Genomic DNA, 15,477 nt, shown 5'->3' with positions numbered 1-15,477 from the left:
ATTCCTTGCTTGCCTGTTAACAATTATTACAGTCCGTTAACCGCTCAGTTGGCCTGGCGGCGCAGGAACGCCGGAATCTCCAGCTGATCGTCGTCCTGAGTCGCCCTGGTCTGCGGCGTCAGGCGGCCCTGGTCATCCAGCTGGCCACGGCGCGGCGCGTAGAGCTGGGCGTCCTGGCTGGCGAGACGGCGCACTTCGGGGGCAGCCTGGCGCAGCTTCGGCTCGCGCGGTTGCGCCGGCTGCAGCCTTGCGGGCTCCTCCTCGCGGCGGGTCAGGCCGTTGGTCAGGCGCTTCAACAGGCCCATCGGTCCGCTGTTGTTCTCGTGGTCCACTGGGCGACTCTTGGCGTCGACCTCGGCCTTGACGACCGGCGGAAAGTCCTCGACGCGCGGCATGCGCTGCGGTGCCATCGCCACCGGCTGCTGGACCTCACGCAGCATTTCACGCGGCTGCGGGGCCGGCTGCATCTGCTGGACGACCGGCTGCGGCATTGGCTGCTGTGGCGGCGCCTGGAAGATCTTGCTCTGCGGACGGAAATCATCCGCATGAGCGACAGGAGCCGGACGAGCCTGCGCCATGGCGGCGGCGTTTGCCTCGGCGAGCTGGATGGCCTCGGCGACCGGATCCGCGGCACGCGGCTCATAGACAGGCTGCTGGACCGGTGCCGGGCGGCTTTCCACCGCGGCCACGGCCGGACGGGCGACCGGCTTCTGCGGTGCCGTACGGATCGAGATCGGAGCAGCGGCGATTTCAGCCGCCGACTTGTCGATGCCGGTGGCAACCACCGAGACACGGATGACGCCTTCGAGTTCCTCGTCGAAGGTGGCGCCCAGGATGATGTTGGCGTCCTGGTCGACTTCCTCACGGATACGGGTCGCCGCTTCGTCGACTTCGAACAGGGTCAGGTCGCGGCCGCCGGTGATCGAGATCAGCAGGCCCTTGGCGCCCTTCATCGAGGTCTCGTCGAGCAGCGGGTTGGCGATCGCAGCCTCGGCGGCGGCCATTGCACGGCCCTCGCCCGAAGCCTCGCCGGTGCCCATCATCGCCTTGCCCATCTCGCGCATCACCGAACGCACGTCGGCGAAGTCGAGGTTGATCAGGCCTTCCTTGACCATCAGGTCGGTGATGCAGGCGACACCGGAATAGAGCACCTGGTCGGCCATGGCGAAGGCGTCGGCGAAGGTGGTCTTGTCATTGGCCAGCCGGAACAGGTTCTGGTTGGGGATGACGATCAGGGTATCGACGCATTTCTGCAGTTCCTCAATGCCCATGTCGGCCGTCTTCATGCGGCGCTGGCCTTCGAAGTGGAACGGCTTGGTGACGACGCCGACGGTGAGGATGCCCTTTTCGCGCGCGGCGCGGGCAACGACCGGAGCAGCACCGGTGCCGGTGCCGCCGCCCATGCCGGCGGTGACGAAGCACATATGGGTGTTGGACAGGTGGTCGATGATCTCGTCGATGCACTCTTCCGCCGCCGCACGGCCGACTTCCGGCTGCGATCCGGCACCGAGCCCCTCGGTGACATGCGCGCCGAGCTGGATCAGCCGGTCGGCCTTCGACATGGTCAGCGCCTGCGCGTCGGTGTTGGCCACGACGAACTCGACACCGCGCAGACCGGCGGTGATCATGTTGTTCACGGCGTTGCCGCCGCCGCCGCCGACACCGAACACGGTGATGCGCGGCTTAAGCTCGGTGATGTCCGGCTTCTGCAGATTGATGGTCATTGTCTCCGTCCTTTGCCTTTCACGCCGCTTCGCCGCCGCGGCCGCCTATGGGGCTGTCCCCGTCAATTAGAAACTGTCTCTCAACCACTGACTCATGCGATGCAGTTTTCCACCCGTTCCGGTCATCCTGAGACCGGAAATGCCTTTCGCCGGATGGCTCTCGAAACTCGCCATCTGCGGATAGATCAGAAGCCCGACGGCGGCCGAGAAGGCCGGCCCCTTCGCCGCTTCGGGCAGGCCGGCCACGCCGAGCGGGCGGCCGATGCGTACATTGCGTCCCAGGATGCGGCGCGCCGCTTCCGGCAGGCCGGCCAGTTGGCTGGCGCCGCCGGTGAGCACGACGCGCTTGCCGACCGCATTGCCGTAGCCGGACTTGTTCAGCCGGTCGCGCAACAATTCGAGCGTTTCGTCGATGCGGGCGCGCACGATGCGCGTCATCACCGAACGCGGTATCTGCAGCGGCACGTCGCCATCATCGCCGATCGGCTGAATCGAGACCAGGTCGCGGTCGTCGGCACTGCCCGGCAGCGCCGAACCATGCATCACCTTCAGCCGTTCGGCGGCATCGAGCGAGGTCGAGAGCCCCTTGGCCATATCCAGCGTGACGTGGTTGCCGCCAATAGCGATGGCGTCGCCATGGACGAACTTGCCTTCCGAAAACACCGAGATGGTCGTCGTGCCGCCGCCCATGTCGATGCAGGCCGCACCCAGTTCCAGCTCGTCGTCGACCAGAGCCGCCAAGCCGCTGGCATAGGGCGTCGCCACCATGCGCTCGACCGACAGATGCGAACGGTTGATGGAAAGCTCCAGATTGCGCATCGGCGCCGCATCGCCCGTCAGCACATGCATATCGACGCCAAGCGCATCGCCGACCATGCCGCGCGGATCGCGCACGCCGCGTTCTGCATCGAGCGAGAAGCCGACGGGCAGCGAATGGATTACCTCGCGCTCGGCCTTGAGCGCCTGCTTGGCGCCGGCGCCGAGCACGCGCTTGATGTCGGCTTCATCCGCCTCGTGGCCGCCAAGATTGATGGTCGCAGAGAAGCTTTCGCTCTTCAGCCGGCCGGCGGTCATGTTGACGATCAGCGAATCGACCGTCAGCCCCGCCATGCGCTCGGCGGCATCGACGGACAGACGGATAGCATGTTCGGCCCGATCAAGATCGACGACCACGCCCGACTTCACGCCTTGCGACTTCTGATGGCCGATGCCGATCACCTGGATCCGATGCGAGCGGCCGCGCAAAAGCTTGCCGTCATCGTTCGGCTTGAGCTTGGCCACCATGCAGCAGACCTTGTTCGAGCCGACATCCAGCACCGTGAGGGTGCCGGACCGGCGCGACGAGGCATCGCCTGAACCGCCAAGCCAGCTCATATCTTCGTCTCCGACTTGCGCTTGAGGGTCTTCGGCTTCTCGTTGAGCGCGGCCTCGCGCTGCGTCGCCGCCTCTGGCGTCAATTCCACGACCAGCCGGTCTGTCAGACGCATGTCGACAGCGGCGATGTCGCGCGACAGCAAACCCTTGTCCTTGTCCATCTTGACCAGCTCGGCGAGCGCCTGGTCCTCTTCGTCCTCGGGCAGCTTGACGGTGATGCCGTTGTCCAGCTTCAGGTCCCATCGCCGATCGCCAACGCGGATATAGCCCTTGATCCGGCTCGCCAGGTCGGGATATTTTTCGACCTTGGCTAGGAAATCGGGCGCCTTGGCCGGCGCGCCGTCGCCGATCAGCAGCGGCAACATCACCTGCTTGCCGCCCGAGAACGGCGCGATGACGGCGCCATCCTTCTCGATAACCGAGAGATCATTGCCTTGCTGCCAGAGCGCGAAGGCCTCGCGCTCCTCGACGCGCACTTCCAGCGTGTGCGGATAGACCTTGCGCACCGCCGCCACCTCGATCCATGGCAGGCCGGAGATGCGCTCGCGTGCGGCCTCCGCGTCGAAGCCGATCAGCGAGGTCCAGCCGTCGAGCTCGAGCCTGTCGAGAATGTCGATCTCCGAGGTCTGGCGGTTGCCGACCACCTTGACCTGATCGACGGCAAAGCCGGTGCGGGCGGTGATGCTCTGGATGATGCCGTCGGCATGGCCGCCGAGATAGGCGCCATAGGCGCCGCTCGAAGCGAGCAGCACCGCCGACATCATCGCGGCGGAGAAGCGCGGCGCTTCGAATTCACCATCGCCCAGGCGCGCCAGGATGCGCACCGGGCGGCGAAGCACGCGCGGCAGCACGAAATGGTCAAACGACAATGACAGGCCGAACAGCGACGGTCCAGCCGCGCCCTTCCCCTTGCCTTGTCCCCATTTCAACGCAGACACGAAGCGTCCTCCACCATCCAACTCAACAACTCACCAAACGAATGCCCGGCATGGGCAGCGATTTCAGGCACCAAAGACGTCGGCGTCATGCCCGGCTGAGTGTTGACCTCGAGCCATACAACCTCGCCATTTTCGGAGTGACGATCGTCATAACGGAAGTCCGACCGGGAAACGCCCCGACAGCCGACAGCTTGGTGAGCCTTGAGCGCCAGTGTCTGTATTTTTTGGTAAATATTCGGTGAAACTTTTGCGGGGCATTCGTGTTTTGATCCGCCCGCGACATATTTTGAATCGTAATCGTAGAAGGAATGGCCGGTCGGAATTATCTCACACACGCCGAGCGCCACATCGCCCATGACGGCGCAGGTCAGCTCGCGCCCGTGGATGTAGCGCTCGACCATGACGGTATCCCCATATTTCCACTCGGACGAGCCAACCACCTGCGGCGGGTGCGACTGCCCCTCCGACACGATGACGACACCGAAGCTCGACCCCTCATTGACCGGCTTGATCACATAGGGCGGCTTCATCGGGTGCTTGTTCTGGATGGCGAAGCGATTGGTGACCTTCGATTCGGCGACGGGAACGCCGACCGATTTGACGATCTTCTTCGCCTGCTCCTTGTTCATGGCGAGCGCCGAGGCGAGCACGCCGGAATGGGTGTAGGGAATACCGAGATATTCGAGAATGCCCTGAATGGTGCCGTCCTCGCCAAAAGGACCGTGCAGTGCATTGAAGGCAACGTCAGGCTTGAGCTCGGAGAGCACGGAGCCGACGTCGCGCCCGACATCGACGCGGGTGACCTGATAGCCCTCCTTCTCCAGCGCATCGGCACAGGCCTTTCCGGAAGACAAGGACACGGGCCGCTCGGACGAAAAACCTCCCAGCAGGACGGCCACATGCTTGCTTTTCATTCCCCGTCATCCCCTCTCACGGCGGACCAAAAACCAAGATTTCCGCAACATTGAGTCCGAGTCTCCCGGCAGGTTGCCCCCCAGACGGAAAACGCGGGTAACGCGTCGAACGACTCAAATCAGGAAACGCTTTTGAGCAGAGAATCAGAGAGTTGATTCACTGGCAAGTGCTTATGATTCCGAGAGATTCACTTTGTGAGAAAATGGCTGCGAAAACCGTGTCGCTGAGTCTTTGCGGCAACGGTTTCGCGCATTTTGGGAACACGTTGAAGTTCATGCATCACATGAACTTCATGAACAGCGAAGGTACGCTCATATTCAGGTCAGGCCGTGTCGAAAACGATGGCCTTCGAGAACCGGAGCGGAGCGGACATTCGGGTCCGTGAGCACCGGAAGCGGAGAAGGCCGTCGTTTGCAGGCCGGCATCACCTGAATATCAGCGTACCTAGAGGAGCTGCCCCAGAAACTCCTGAACGGCATGCCCGGGCCGGAAATTGCCGATGCGCTTGATCTCCCATTGCAGCCGGATTCCCGAATGCTCCAGCACGCGTGCGCGCACCGTTTCGCCGAGATATTCGAGGTCGTAACCGGTCGCGGTGCCGGTGTTGATCATGAAATTGCAGTGCATTGGCGACATCTGCGCGCCACCGATCATCAGGCCGCGGCAGCCTGCCTTGTCGATCTCCTTCCAGGCCGACGTCCCTTCCGGATTCTTGAAGGTCGAGCCACCGGTCTTCTCGCGGATCGGCTGCACGGTCTCGCGGTGATTCTGCACCGCGTCCATCGCCGCCTTGATCGTGGCCTTGTCCTCGGCAAAGCCTTCAAACACGGCCGAGGTGAAGATCAGCCCGGAAGGTGCCGCCGAATGGCGATAGGCATAGCCCATCTCGGCATTGCTCAGTGTCTGGACATTGCCCTTGCGGTCGAGCGCACGCACCTCGACGACGCGCTCGCGCGTCTCGACGCCATTGGCGCCGGCATTCATCCTCAGCGCGCCACCGACGGCGCCTGGAATACCATGATAGAAATGGAAGCCGCCGATGCCGGCTTCCAGCGCCAGGGCCGCCACGCGTTTGTCGGGCGTCGCAGCCCCCGCCTTGATCCGGATCGGCGAAACGAGCTCGGCCTCGCCAAAGCCCTTGGCCGAAAGCCGGATGACAAAGCCTGGAATGCCGCCGTCACGGACCAGAAGGTTCGAACCGACGCCAACGACGGTGAGAGGTATTTCTTCGGGAACCGCTCGCAGAAACGCGGCAAGGTCTTCCTCGTCGGCCGGCTGGAACAGCACCTCGGCCAGGCCACCGGCACGGAACCAGGTGATCTTGTCCATCTCGGCATTTGGCGTCAGGCGGCCGCGCAGGCCGGCAAGCCGGTCGCCGAGTCTGTCGATCAGGGCCTGGCCATGCATCATGAGGCGGCAAGCTCCTTTGGCAGAGCATAGGCCCATTGGGTGATGTTGCCGGCGCCAAGAAAGACGACGAAATCACCGGGCTTGGCGAGATCACGAATGATCGGCGCGATCGCTGCCGGCCCCTCGATGTAGCGCGCGTCGCGATGGCCGCCGGCGCGGATGCGCGACACCAGCTCGTCCGAGGTGACGCCGTCGATCGGGTCTTCGCCGGCAGCGTAGACCGGTGCCACCATCACCGTGTCGGCATCGTTGAAGCAGGCCGAGAACTCGTTGAACAGATCATGCAGCCGGGTGAAGCGATGCGGCTGGGCAATGGCGATGACGCGGCCCTTGGTGGCGCTGCGCGCTGCCTTCAGCACCGCCGAGATCTCGACCGGATGGTGGCCGTAGTCGTCGAACACATCGACGCCGTTCCACGAGCCGGTGTGGGTGAAGCGGCGCTTGACGCCAGCGAAGGACGACAGGCCCTTCTTGATCGCCTCAGCGGAGAGGCCAAGCTCATGCGCGACGGCGATTGCCGCGGTGGCGTTGGAGACATTGTGACGGCCGGGCATCGGCAGGCGCAGGCCTGAAATCGTGCTCTGGCTGCCGGTCTTGCGGTCGCGGATCACCACGTCGAACTCGGAGGTGGCACCCGCCATGCGGTGGTTGGTGAAGCGCACATCGGCCTGCGCATTCTCGCCATAGGTGATGACGCGGCGGTCCTCGATGCGGCCGACCAGCGCCTGCACTTCCGGATGGTCGGTGCACATCACGCCGAAGCCGTAGAACGGCACGTTCTCGACGAACTGGCGGAACGCCTCGCGCACCTTGTCGAAGCTGCCATAATGGTCGAGATGTTCGGGATCGATGTTGGTGACGACGGCGATTTCCGCCGGCAGCTTGAGGAAGGTGCCGTCGCTCTCGTCAGCCTCGACCACCATCCATTCACCGTCGCCCATGCGCGCATTGGTGCCATAGGCGTTGATGATGCCGCCATTGATGACGGTCGGATCGAGCCCGCCGGCTTCAAGCAAGGTCGCAACCATCGAGGTCGTCGTCGTCTTGCCGTGCGTGCCGCCGATCGCCACCGCCTGGCGGAAGCGCATCAACTCGGCCAGCATCTCGGCGCGGCGCACGATCGGAAGCAGCTTTTCGCGCGCGGCCTTCAGCTCCGGATTGGATTTCTTGATCGCCGTCGAAACGACCACCACCTCGGCATCGCCGAGATTCTCGGCCTTGTGGCCGACGAAGCATTCGATGCCCTTGTCGCGCAAACGCTGCACATTGGCGCTGTCGGCCTGGTCGGACCCTTGCACCTTGTAGCCAAGATTGTGCAGCACTTCGGCAATGCCGCTCATGCCGATGCCGCCAATGCCGATGAAATGCACAAGGCCGATGGTCTGCGGCATCTTCATGGGTGCGTCCCCTTCCTGAAATCCGAAACGGTTTTTTGGGACGCAATAGCCTCTGTGAGATCGGCGAGCAACCGTGCCGCGTCCGGCCTGCCGGCCGATTTCGCGCCCGCGGCCATCGCCGACAGCCGCTCAGGCATGTCCATCAGCCCGCCAATGAGGGCTGCGATGCGTTCCGGCGACAGCGTCGATTGCGGGTGCACCTCGCCGCCGCCAGCAGCGGCAAGGGCGGCCGCATTCGCCGCCTGGTCGTGGTCAAGCGCATAGGGGTAGGGCACCAGCAGCGCCGGCCGGCCGATGACGGCGATCTCCGACACGGTCGAGGCGCCGGAACGCGAGATCACCAGATGCGCCGCGGCCATGCGGGCCGCCATGTCGGTGAAGAAGGGCGAGACCTCGACGGCGACGCCAAGCGCGGCATAGGCCGCCTTCACCCGCGCCACGTCGTCGGCGCGGGCCTGCTGGGTGATCAGCAAGCGCTTGCGCTGCGCGTCGGAAAGCAGCCCGATGGCCGCCGGCATGGCATCGGAGAAGAACTGGGCGCCCTGGCTGCCGCCGAACACCAGCAGGCGGAAAGGCTCCTCCCCGGTCGACGCCGCGTAAGGCGTCTTGGCCGCTTCCAGCACAGCCGGCCGGACCGGATTGCCTGTCGTCACCGTCTTTTCACCGGTGGCACTCGTATCCTGCGGCAGGAAGCCGCCGGCGATGGCATCGACGCGGCCGGCCAGTGCCCGGTTGGCGCGCCCCATCACCGCGTTCTGCTCATGGATCAGCGTCGGCACCTTGCGCCGCGTCGCCGCGTAGAGCGGCGGCAAGGTCGGATAGCCGCCAAAGCCGACCACCGCATCCGGCTTGATCCTGCCGATGATGGCGGAGGCCTGGCGCACGCCGCGCCAGATTTTCCAGAAGGCGCCAAGCACGGCGATGGGATTTTTCGAGCCCATCGTCGCCGACTGGATCGGATGGATGGCGGCAGCCGGAAAATGGCCGGCGAACCGCTCGGCGCGGTCGTCGGTTGCCAGATGCACCGTCCAGCCGCGCCCGTTCAGCTCATGCGCCAGCGCTTCGGCCGGAAACAGATGTCCACCGGTTCCGCCTGCCGCGAGAAGGATCACGCCCCTCGCCATGTCACTCCGCCGGCAAAGCGCGCTGCGGCAGCGCGAAACCCATCTGCTTGCGCTTTTCCGGCCGCTTGCGCGTCAGCGCCAGCACCATGCCCATCGAGATGGCGATGGCGATCTGCGAGGAGCCGCCATAGGAGATGAAGGGCAGCGTCATGCCCTTGGCCGGCACCAGTTGCAGATTGACGCACATGTTGATGACGGCCTGCAGGCCGAAGACCGTGACGAGGCCGCCAACCGCATAGCGGGTGAAATCGTCATGTTCCTTCAGCGCCGTGTTGAGGCCGCGCAACACGATGAAGGCGAAGATCGACATGATGAAGAAGCACATGATCAGCCCGAATTCCTCGCCCGCGACCGAGAAGACGAAGTCGGCATGGCTGTCGGGGATGACCCGCTTGACCGTGCCCTCGCCCGGGCCCACGCCGAACCAGCCGCCATTGATCAGCGCGTCGCGTCCCATATCGACCTGGAACGTGTCGCCCTCGCCGGTGAGGAACTTGTCGATGCGCAGTGCCACGTGCGGAAACACCGTGTAGGCGGCGAAGACGCCGCCGACGCCGGCGGCACCCAAAACGATGATCCACAGCCAGGGCAGCCCCGCCATGAAGAACATGATGCCCCAGGTGCCGGTCGTCAGCATGGTCTGGCCGAGGTCCGGCTGCGCCACCAGCAGCGACACGACCAGCACCAGGAGCAGCATGGCGAACAGATTGCCGGGAATATCGGGTTGGCGTTTGTGTTCGGCAAACAGCCAGGCGCACATGATGACGAAGGCCGGCTTCAGGAATTCCGAGGGCTGGATCGACAGGCCGGCAAGCGAGACCCACCGCCGCGCGCCCTTCACCTCGACGCCGACATAGAGCACCGCCACCATCAGCACCAGCATCAGGCACAGCATGATCAGCGACATGCGCCGGATCTCCCTGGAATCGAGGAAGGAGACGGCCAGCATCACCCCGAGCGCCGGCACGGTGAAGATGATCTGCCTGGTGGCGAAGTGGAAACTGTCGAGGCCGATGCGTTCGGCCACTGCCGGGCTGGCGGCGAAGGACAAGACGATGCCGAGCCCCATCAGCGACAGGAACGCCGCCAGGAACCAGCGATCGATCGTCCACCACCAGGTTGCGACAGGACTTTTATCGAGACGGCTCTGCATTATCGTGCCCCTCCGATGGGTTTGACGCCATCTATAGCGCTCGCAGCTTGCCTGAAGGCTTCGCCGCGAACTTCGAAATTCTTGAACTGGTCGAAACTGGCGCAGGCCGGCGACAACAGCACCACCACCTCGCCGCTGTCGTCCTTGGCCGCATCATGCGCGGCATGCTCGACCGCCGCCGCCAGCGTGCCCGATATCTCGTAAGGCACCGCCTCGCCCAGCGTCGCCGAAAAGGCGGGCGCCGCCTCGCCGATCAGATAGGCCTTGGCGATGCGCGGGAAGAAGCCGCGCAACGGCTCGATGCCGCCTTCCTTGGGCAGGCCGCCGGCAATCCAGTAGATACGCGGAAAGCTCGACAAAGCGGGTGCCGCCGCATCGGCGTTGGTCGCCTTGGAATCGTTGACGAACAGCACATGGTCCTTGCGGCCGACCTGCTCCATGCGGTGGGCGAGGCCCGGAAAACTCTCGAGCCCGGACTGGATTTCACCGAGGTCGAGCCCGACCTTCAGGCACGCGGCGACCGCGGCAAGCGCGTTCTGCGCATTGTGCTGGCCGCGCAGCGAGCCGATGCCCTCGAGGAAGGCGACCTTGCTGTAGCGGCCATGCACGGCCTCCATCAGATTGGTGCCGTCGGCGAAATAGCCGTCGGTCAGCGGCAACCGCTTGGAAATGCGGATGACATGCCGCCCTGCCCGCTCCAGCCGCTCGGCGATCTGCGCGCACCAGGAATCGTCGATGCCGATGATTGCCGTCTCGCTGCCCGCCACCAGCCGCTCCTTGATCGAAGCGTAGTGCTGCATGGTGCCGTGGCGGTCGAGATGGTCCGGCGTCAGGTTGAGCAGGATGCCGGCCGTCGGGTTGATCGAGGGCGCGAGGTCGATCTGGTAGGACGAGCACTCGACGACATAATGGCGATCGGGCTTCGGCGGATCGAGCGTCATCACCGCGCGGCCGATATTGCCGCCCATCTGGGTGTCGCGGCCGGCCGATTTGAGGATATGCGCCGTCAGCGCCGTGGTCGTCGACTTGCCATTGGTGCCGGTTATCCCGATGAAGGGAGCCGTCGGCGCGCTCAGCGTCCGTTCGCGGCAGAACAGCTCGATGTCGCCGATGATCTCGACGCCAGCGCCCTTCGCCAGTTCCACAGTCCAGTGTGGCTTGGGATGCGTCAGCGGCACGCCGGGCGACAGCACGAAGGCCGAGAATTTAGCCCAGTCGGCGCCGCGCAGATCGGCGGTCGCGATGCCGGTGGCGGCAGCCTTGGCGACACTGTCGGGATTGTCGTCCCAGGCCAGCACGTCCGCCCCACCCTCGATCAATGCCCGCGCGGTCGCGATCCCCGAGCCACCGAGCCCGAAGAGCGAAACGTGCTTGCCTGCGAAGGATGCAGCGGGGATCAAGGGAGTCTCCCTATCTGAGCTTCAAGGTGGACAGGCCGACCAGCGCCAGGATGACGGCGATGATCCAGAAACGGATCACCACCTGGCTCTCGGTCCAGCCGAGCTTTTCGAAATGATGGTGGATCGGCGCCATCAGGAACACGCGCTTGCCGGTCATCTTGAAGTAGCCGACCTGGATGATGACCGACAGGATTTCGACCACGAACAGGCCACCGACGATGACCAGCACGATCTCGTGCTTGGTGGCGACCGCCACCGTGCCGATCAGGCCGCCCATCGCGAGCGAACCGGTGTCGCCCATGAAGATCGCCGCCGGCGGCGCATTGAACCACAGGAAGCCGAGCCCGGCGCCGATGACGGCGCCCAGCACGACCGCCAGCTCACCGGTGCCGGGAACGAAATGGATCTGCAGATATTCGGCGAACACCGCATTGCCCGAGAGATAGGCGATGACGCCGAAGGACGCCGCAGCGATCATGATCGGCACGATCGCCAGACCGTCGAGGCCGTCGGTCAGGTTCACCGCATTGCCGGCGCCGACGATGACGAAGCAGGAGAACGGGATGAAGAACCAGCCGAGGTTGACGATGAATTCCTTGGCGAAGGGGAATGTCAGCGACGAGGAGAACGGCGCCTGGCCATTATGCATGATCACCCAGGCGGCGATGCCGGCGATGATGAATTCGAGCCCCAGCCGCGCCTTGCCGGAGAAGCCGAGGTGCGACTGTTTCGTCACCTTCAGATAGTCGTCGTAGAAGCCGATCGAGCCGAAGCCCAGCGTCACCAGCAGCACCACCCAGACATAGATGCTCGACAGGTTCGCCCATAGAAGCGACGAGCCGATGATGCCGGACAGGATCATCAGCCCACCCATCGTCGGCGTGCCGGCCTTCTTGAAATGCGTCTGCGGTCCGTCGGCGCGGATCGGCTGGCCCTTGCCTTGCCTGAGCCGCAGCGAATTGATGATGGTCGGCCCGAAGATGAAGACGATCAGCGCCGAAGTGATCAGCGCTCCGCCGGTGCGGAACGTGATGTAGCGGAAAACATTGAAGACCGAGATCTTGTCCGCGAAATCGACCAGCAGTGTAAACATGCGCTTTCGTCCCCCGACTTAGGTCAGTTTGCTGGTTGTCGTTTCAGCCGGGTATTTGCCCAGCAGCGCATCGACCAGTTTTGCAAAACCGATGCCCTTCGACGATTTGATCATCACCACGTCGCCCGGCCTCAGCGCGGCAAGCAGCACCGGCTTCAATTCCTCGACGCCGGCGCGGTATTCCGTCTTGATGTCTTCAGGCAGCGCTTCCGCCAGCGCCCGCATTTCCGGACCGCCGAGGAAAACCGTCTGCGTGCCGGTGCCGACGATGAGATCGGCCAGCGCGGCATGCAGCTTGGCCGAGTGATCGCCGAGTTCGAGCATGTCGCCAAGCACGGCGATGCGGCGCCCCTCACCCTTCACCGGCGTCGCGTTGAGCAGCGCCATGGCCGCCGCCATCGAGGCCGGATTGGCGTTGTAGCTCTCGTCGATCAGCGTGATCGGGCCGCCCGGATGGCTTGAACCACCGGGATGCCGCAGCACATGGCGCTTGCCACGACCGCGCTCGGCCGAGAGATCGTTCAGCGAGATTGCCACCTTGTCGAGATCGGCGCCAACCAACTGCGCCGCGCCCAGCACCGCCAGCACGTTCTGCACCATGTGGCGGCCGGGCGCGCCGATACGGGCGATCATGTCATGGCCGCCGATCCGGGCGGCAATGTCGGAATGGTCGGCATGCAATTCGCATTTGGTCAGCTTGAAGGTCGAGCGCGCATTCTCGCCGAAGCCGTAGACATGCTCGACACCGGCGGCATGCGCCAGCTTGTCGAGAAGCTTGAAACGCGCATCGTCGCGATTGAGGACGGCGGCACCTTCGGGTTCCAGCCCTTCGAAAATCTCGGCCTTGGCCTTGGCGATCTCGTCGAGATTGCGGAAGAAGCCGAGATGCGCGGCCGCGATGATGGTGACGATGGCGACATGCGGCCGCACCATCTTCACCAGCGGCCGGATCTCGTCGGGATGGTTCATGCCGATCTCGAAGACGGCATAGTCGCAATCATCGGGCATGCGCGCCAGCGTCAGCGGCACGCCCCAATGGTTGTTGAAGGACTGCGCCGAGGCATGCACCTTGCCGACGGCCGACAGCACGTGGCGCAACGCTTCCTTGGTGGTGGTCTTGCCGGCCGAACCCGTCACCGCGATGATCTTGGCCTGGGAGCGGGCGCGTGCCGCGACACCGAGCTTTTCAAGCGCGGCCAGCACATCCTCGACGACGATGATCGGGGCCGTCAGCCGGCCGAGCGACGGCAGCTTGCCTTCCGCCACCACCAGCACGCCGGCACCGGCCTTGATAGCAGCGGTGACGAAGTCATGACCGTCCATCACCTCGCCCTTGATGGCGAAGAAGGCATCACCCGGCTGCAGGCTGCGGCTGTCGATCGAAATGCCCGATATGCCCTCGGGCATCGGGCCGAGCGGCCTGCCATCCATGGCGGCAACCAGTGCCTCGGAGGTCCACAGCAAACTCATGCGGCACGCTCCCGAAGCGCCGCGCGGACTTCCTCATGGTCGGAGAAATGCAGGGTTTCGGAGCCGATCGTCTGGCCTTCCTCATGGCCTTTGCCGGCGACGATCAGCGTGTCGCCGGCATGAAGCATGGCGACAGCCTCATGGATCGCCTTGCGCCGGTCGCCGATCTCGATGGCGCCAGGTGCGGCGGCCAGAATGGCGGCGCGGATGGTTTCCGGCACTTCGGAGCGCGGATTGTCGTCGGTGACGATAACGACATCGGCAAGCCGGGTCGCGATCTCGCCCATGATCGGCCTTTTGCCCCGGTCGCGGTCGCCGCCGCAGCCGAACACGACCATCACGCGGCCGGTGGTGAACGGCCGCACCGAGGCCAGAACATTCTCCAGCGCATCGGGCTTGTGGGCATAGTCGACATAGACCGGCGCGCCGCTGGCGGTGGTGCCGACGAGGTCGAGCCGGCCCGGCGCGCCCTTCAATTTCTCCAATGCGGCCAATGCCTTGGCGACAGGTGTTCCCGTGGAAATGGCGAGGCCCGCCGAAACCAGCGCATTCGAAATCTGGAAATCGCCAGCCAGCGGCAGGTCGATTTCGTAAAGCACGCCCTCGGCCTCGACCTCGGCGCGCTGGCGGTGGCGCTCGTGCTCAACCCGCTTCAGCGTGAGGAAATCACCATGGCGGCCAACCGTCAGCACCTTGAGCCCGGCAGCCTGTGCCGCCTGGATCGTCGGCGCCGACCACGGATCGTCCGCGAAGATCACCGCGGGCGCGCCTTTCGGCAGCAGCGTGTCGAACAGGCGCAGTTTGGCGCGGTGATAATCCTCGACCGTCGGATGGTAATCCATATGGTCGCGGCCGAGATTGGTGAAACCGCCGGCGGCGAGTTTTACCCCGTCAAGCCGGCGCTGGTCGAGCCCATGGCTGGAAGCCTCCATCGAGGCATGGGTTACGCCGGCATCGGCCAATTCCCGCAGCAACTGGTGCAGCGCCACCGGATCGGGCGTCGTCAGCGAGCCGTATTCGTTGCGGCCGGGCGCCACCACGCCGGTGGTGCCGATCGAAGCCGCGGCGTACCCCGCCTGCTCCCAGATCTGCCTGGTGAAGGCGGCGACCGAGGTCTTGCCGCTGGTACCGGTCACCGCGACCATGGTCTGCGGCTGCTTGCCGAAATAACGGGAAGCGCTCAGCGCCAGTGCAAGGCGCGGATCATCGACCGCCAGCACTGGAACCGGCAGTCCGGCGACGGAACTGCCTTTGCCTGCCACGATCACCAGCGCGCCGCGCTTGGCCGCGTCGGCAGCATAGGCCGCACCGTCCGCCTTGGTGCCGGCGAGCGCAAAAAAGACGACGCCCGGTTTTACCTGGCGGGAATCGGACGAAATTCCGGTAACCTCCAGATCGGCGGAAGCTATTCCTTCGACTGGCAGGATACCGGCTAGATCTCTGAGCTTCATCGAGTTCCGTTCACCGCAATAAAATAGC

The 15,477-nt window shown here is 64.6% G+C and carries 12 protein-coding genes; all 12 read right to left on the bottom strand.

Annotation, left to right across the window (positions count from 1 at the left end; translation table 11 throughout):
- Window positions 1–44 precede the first annotated feature (44 nt).
- Window positions 45–1,724 (bottom strand): cell division protein FtsZ, encoded by a 1,680-nt coding sequence (ftsZ, locus tag JN279_RS18545; RefSeq protein WP_096447431.1) that lies wholly within the window; start codon window positions 1,722–1,724, stop codon window positions 45–47.
- A gap of 66 nt (window positions 1,725–1,790) precedes the next feature.
- Complete coding sequence (gene ftsA / locus JN279_RS18540; RefSeq protein ID WP_064988167.1) at window positions 1,791–3,098, bottom strand: cell division protein FtsA; 1,308 nt, start codon at window positions 3,096–3,098, stop codon at window positions 1,791–1,793.
- Entirely contained in the window at window positions 3,095–4,036 is a 942-nt protein-coding gene (locus JN279_RS18535) for a cell division protein FtsQ/DivIB (protein WP_096447433.1), read from the bottom strand. Before JN279_RS18535 ends, ftsA begins: the two co-directional genes overlap by 4 nt.
- Window positions 4,024–4,950 (bottom strand): D-alanine--D-alanine ligase, encoded by a 927-nt coding sequence (locus tag JN279_RS18530; RefSeq protein WP_096447435.1) that lies wholly within the window; start codon window positions 4,948–4,950, stop codon window positions 4,024–4,026. Before JN279_RS18530 ends, JN279_RS18535 begins: the two co-directional genes overlap by 13 nt.
- Before the next feature lie 445 nt (window positions 4,951–5,395).
- Window positions 5,396–6,361, bottom strand: a complete 966-nt coding sequence (gene murB / locus JN279_RS18525; RefSeq protein ID WP_096447437.1) for a UDP-N-acetylmuramate dehydrogenase — start codon at window positions 6,359–6,361, stop codon at window positions 5,396–5,398.
- Window positions 6,358–7,758 (bottom strand): UDP-N-acetylmuramate--L-alanine ligase, encoded by a 1,401-nt coding sequence (gene murC / locus JN279_RS18520; RefSeq protein ID WP_096447439.1) that lies wholly within the window; start codon window positions 7,756–7,758, stop codon window positions 6,358–6,360. Before murC ends, murB begins: the two co-directional genes overlap by 4 nt.
- Window positions 7,755–8,882 (bottom strand): undecaprenyldiphospho-muramoylpentapeptide beta-N-acetylglucosaminyltransferase, encoded by a 1,128-nt coding sequence (gene murG, locus JN279_RS18515; RefSeq protein WP_096447441.1) that lies wholly within the window; start codon window positions 8,880–8,882, stop codon window positions 7,755–7,757. The genes murC and murG overlap by 4 nt, the downstream gene beginning before the upstream one ends.
- A 1-nt stretch (window position 8,883) precedes the next feature.
- Window positions 8,884–10,035: a putative lipid II flippase FtsW gene (gene ftsW, locus JN279_RS18510; protein WP_096447443.1), complete on the bottom strand. Its 1,152-nt coding sequence runs from the start codon at window positions 10,033–10,035 to the stop codon at window positions 8,884–8,886.
- Complete coding sequence (gene murD, locus JN279_RS18505) at window positions 10,035–11,435, bottom strand: UDP-N-acetylmuramoyl-L-alanine--D-glutamate ligase (protein WP_096447445.1); 1,401 nt, start codon at window positions 11,433–11,435, stop codon at window positions 10,035–10,037. Before murD ends, ftsW begins: the two co-directional genes overlap by 1 nt.
- A gap of 10 nt (window positions 11,436–11,445) precedes the next feature.
- Window positions 11,446–12,528 (bottom strand): phospho-N-acetylmuramoyl-pentapeptide-transferase, encoded by a 1,083-nt coding sequence (gene mraY / locus JN279_RS18500; protein ID WP_096447448.1) that lies wholly within the window; start codon window positions 12,526–12,528, stop codon window positions 11,446–11,448.
- 18 nt (window positions 12,529–12,546) lie between these two features.
- Complete coding sequence (locus tag JN279_RS18495; protein WP_096447450.1) at window positions 12,547–13,998, bottom strand: UDP-N-acetylmuramoylalanyl-D-glutamyl-2,6-diaminopimelate--D-alanyl-D-alanine ligase; 1,452 nt, start codon at window positions 13,996–13,998, stop codon at window positions 12,547–12,549.
- Window positions 13,995–15,449, bottom strand: a complete 1,455-nt coding sequence (locus JN279_RS18490; protein WP_096447452.1) for a UDP-N-acetylmuramoyl-L-alanyl-D-glutamate--2,6-diaminopimelate ligase — start codon at window positions 15,447–15,449, stop codon at window positions 13,995–13,997. The genes JN279_RS18495 and JN279_RS18490 overlap by 4 nt, the downstream gene beginning before the upstream one ends.
- Window positions 15,450–15,477: the final 28 nt, after the last annotated feature.

The sequence above is a fragment of the Mesorhizobium sp. 113-1-2 genome (genome assembly GCF_016756475.1).
In the GTDB taxonomy this organism is placed as follows: Bacteria; Pseudomonadota; Alphaproteobacteria; order Rhizobiales; family Rhizobiaceae; genus Mesorhizobium; species Mesorhizobium loti_C.
This window is presented reverse-complemented; position numbering and strand designations above follow the sequence as displayed.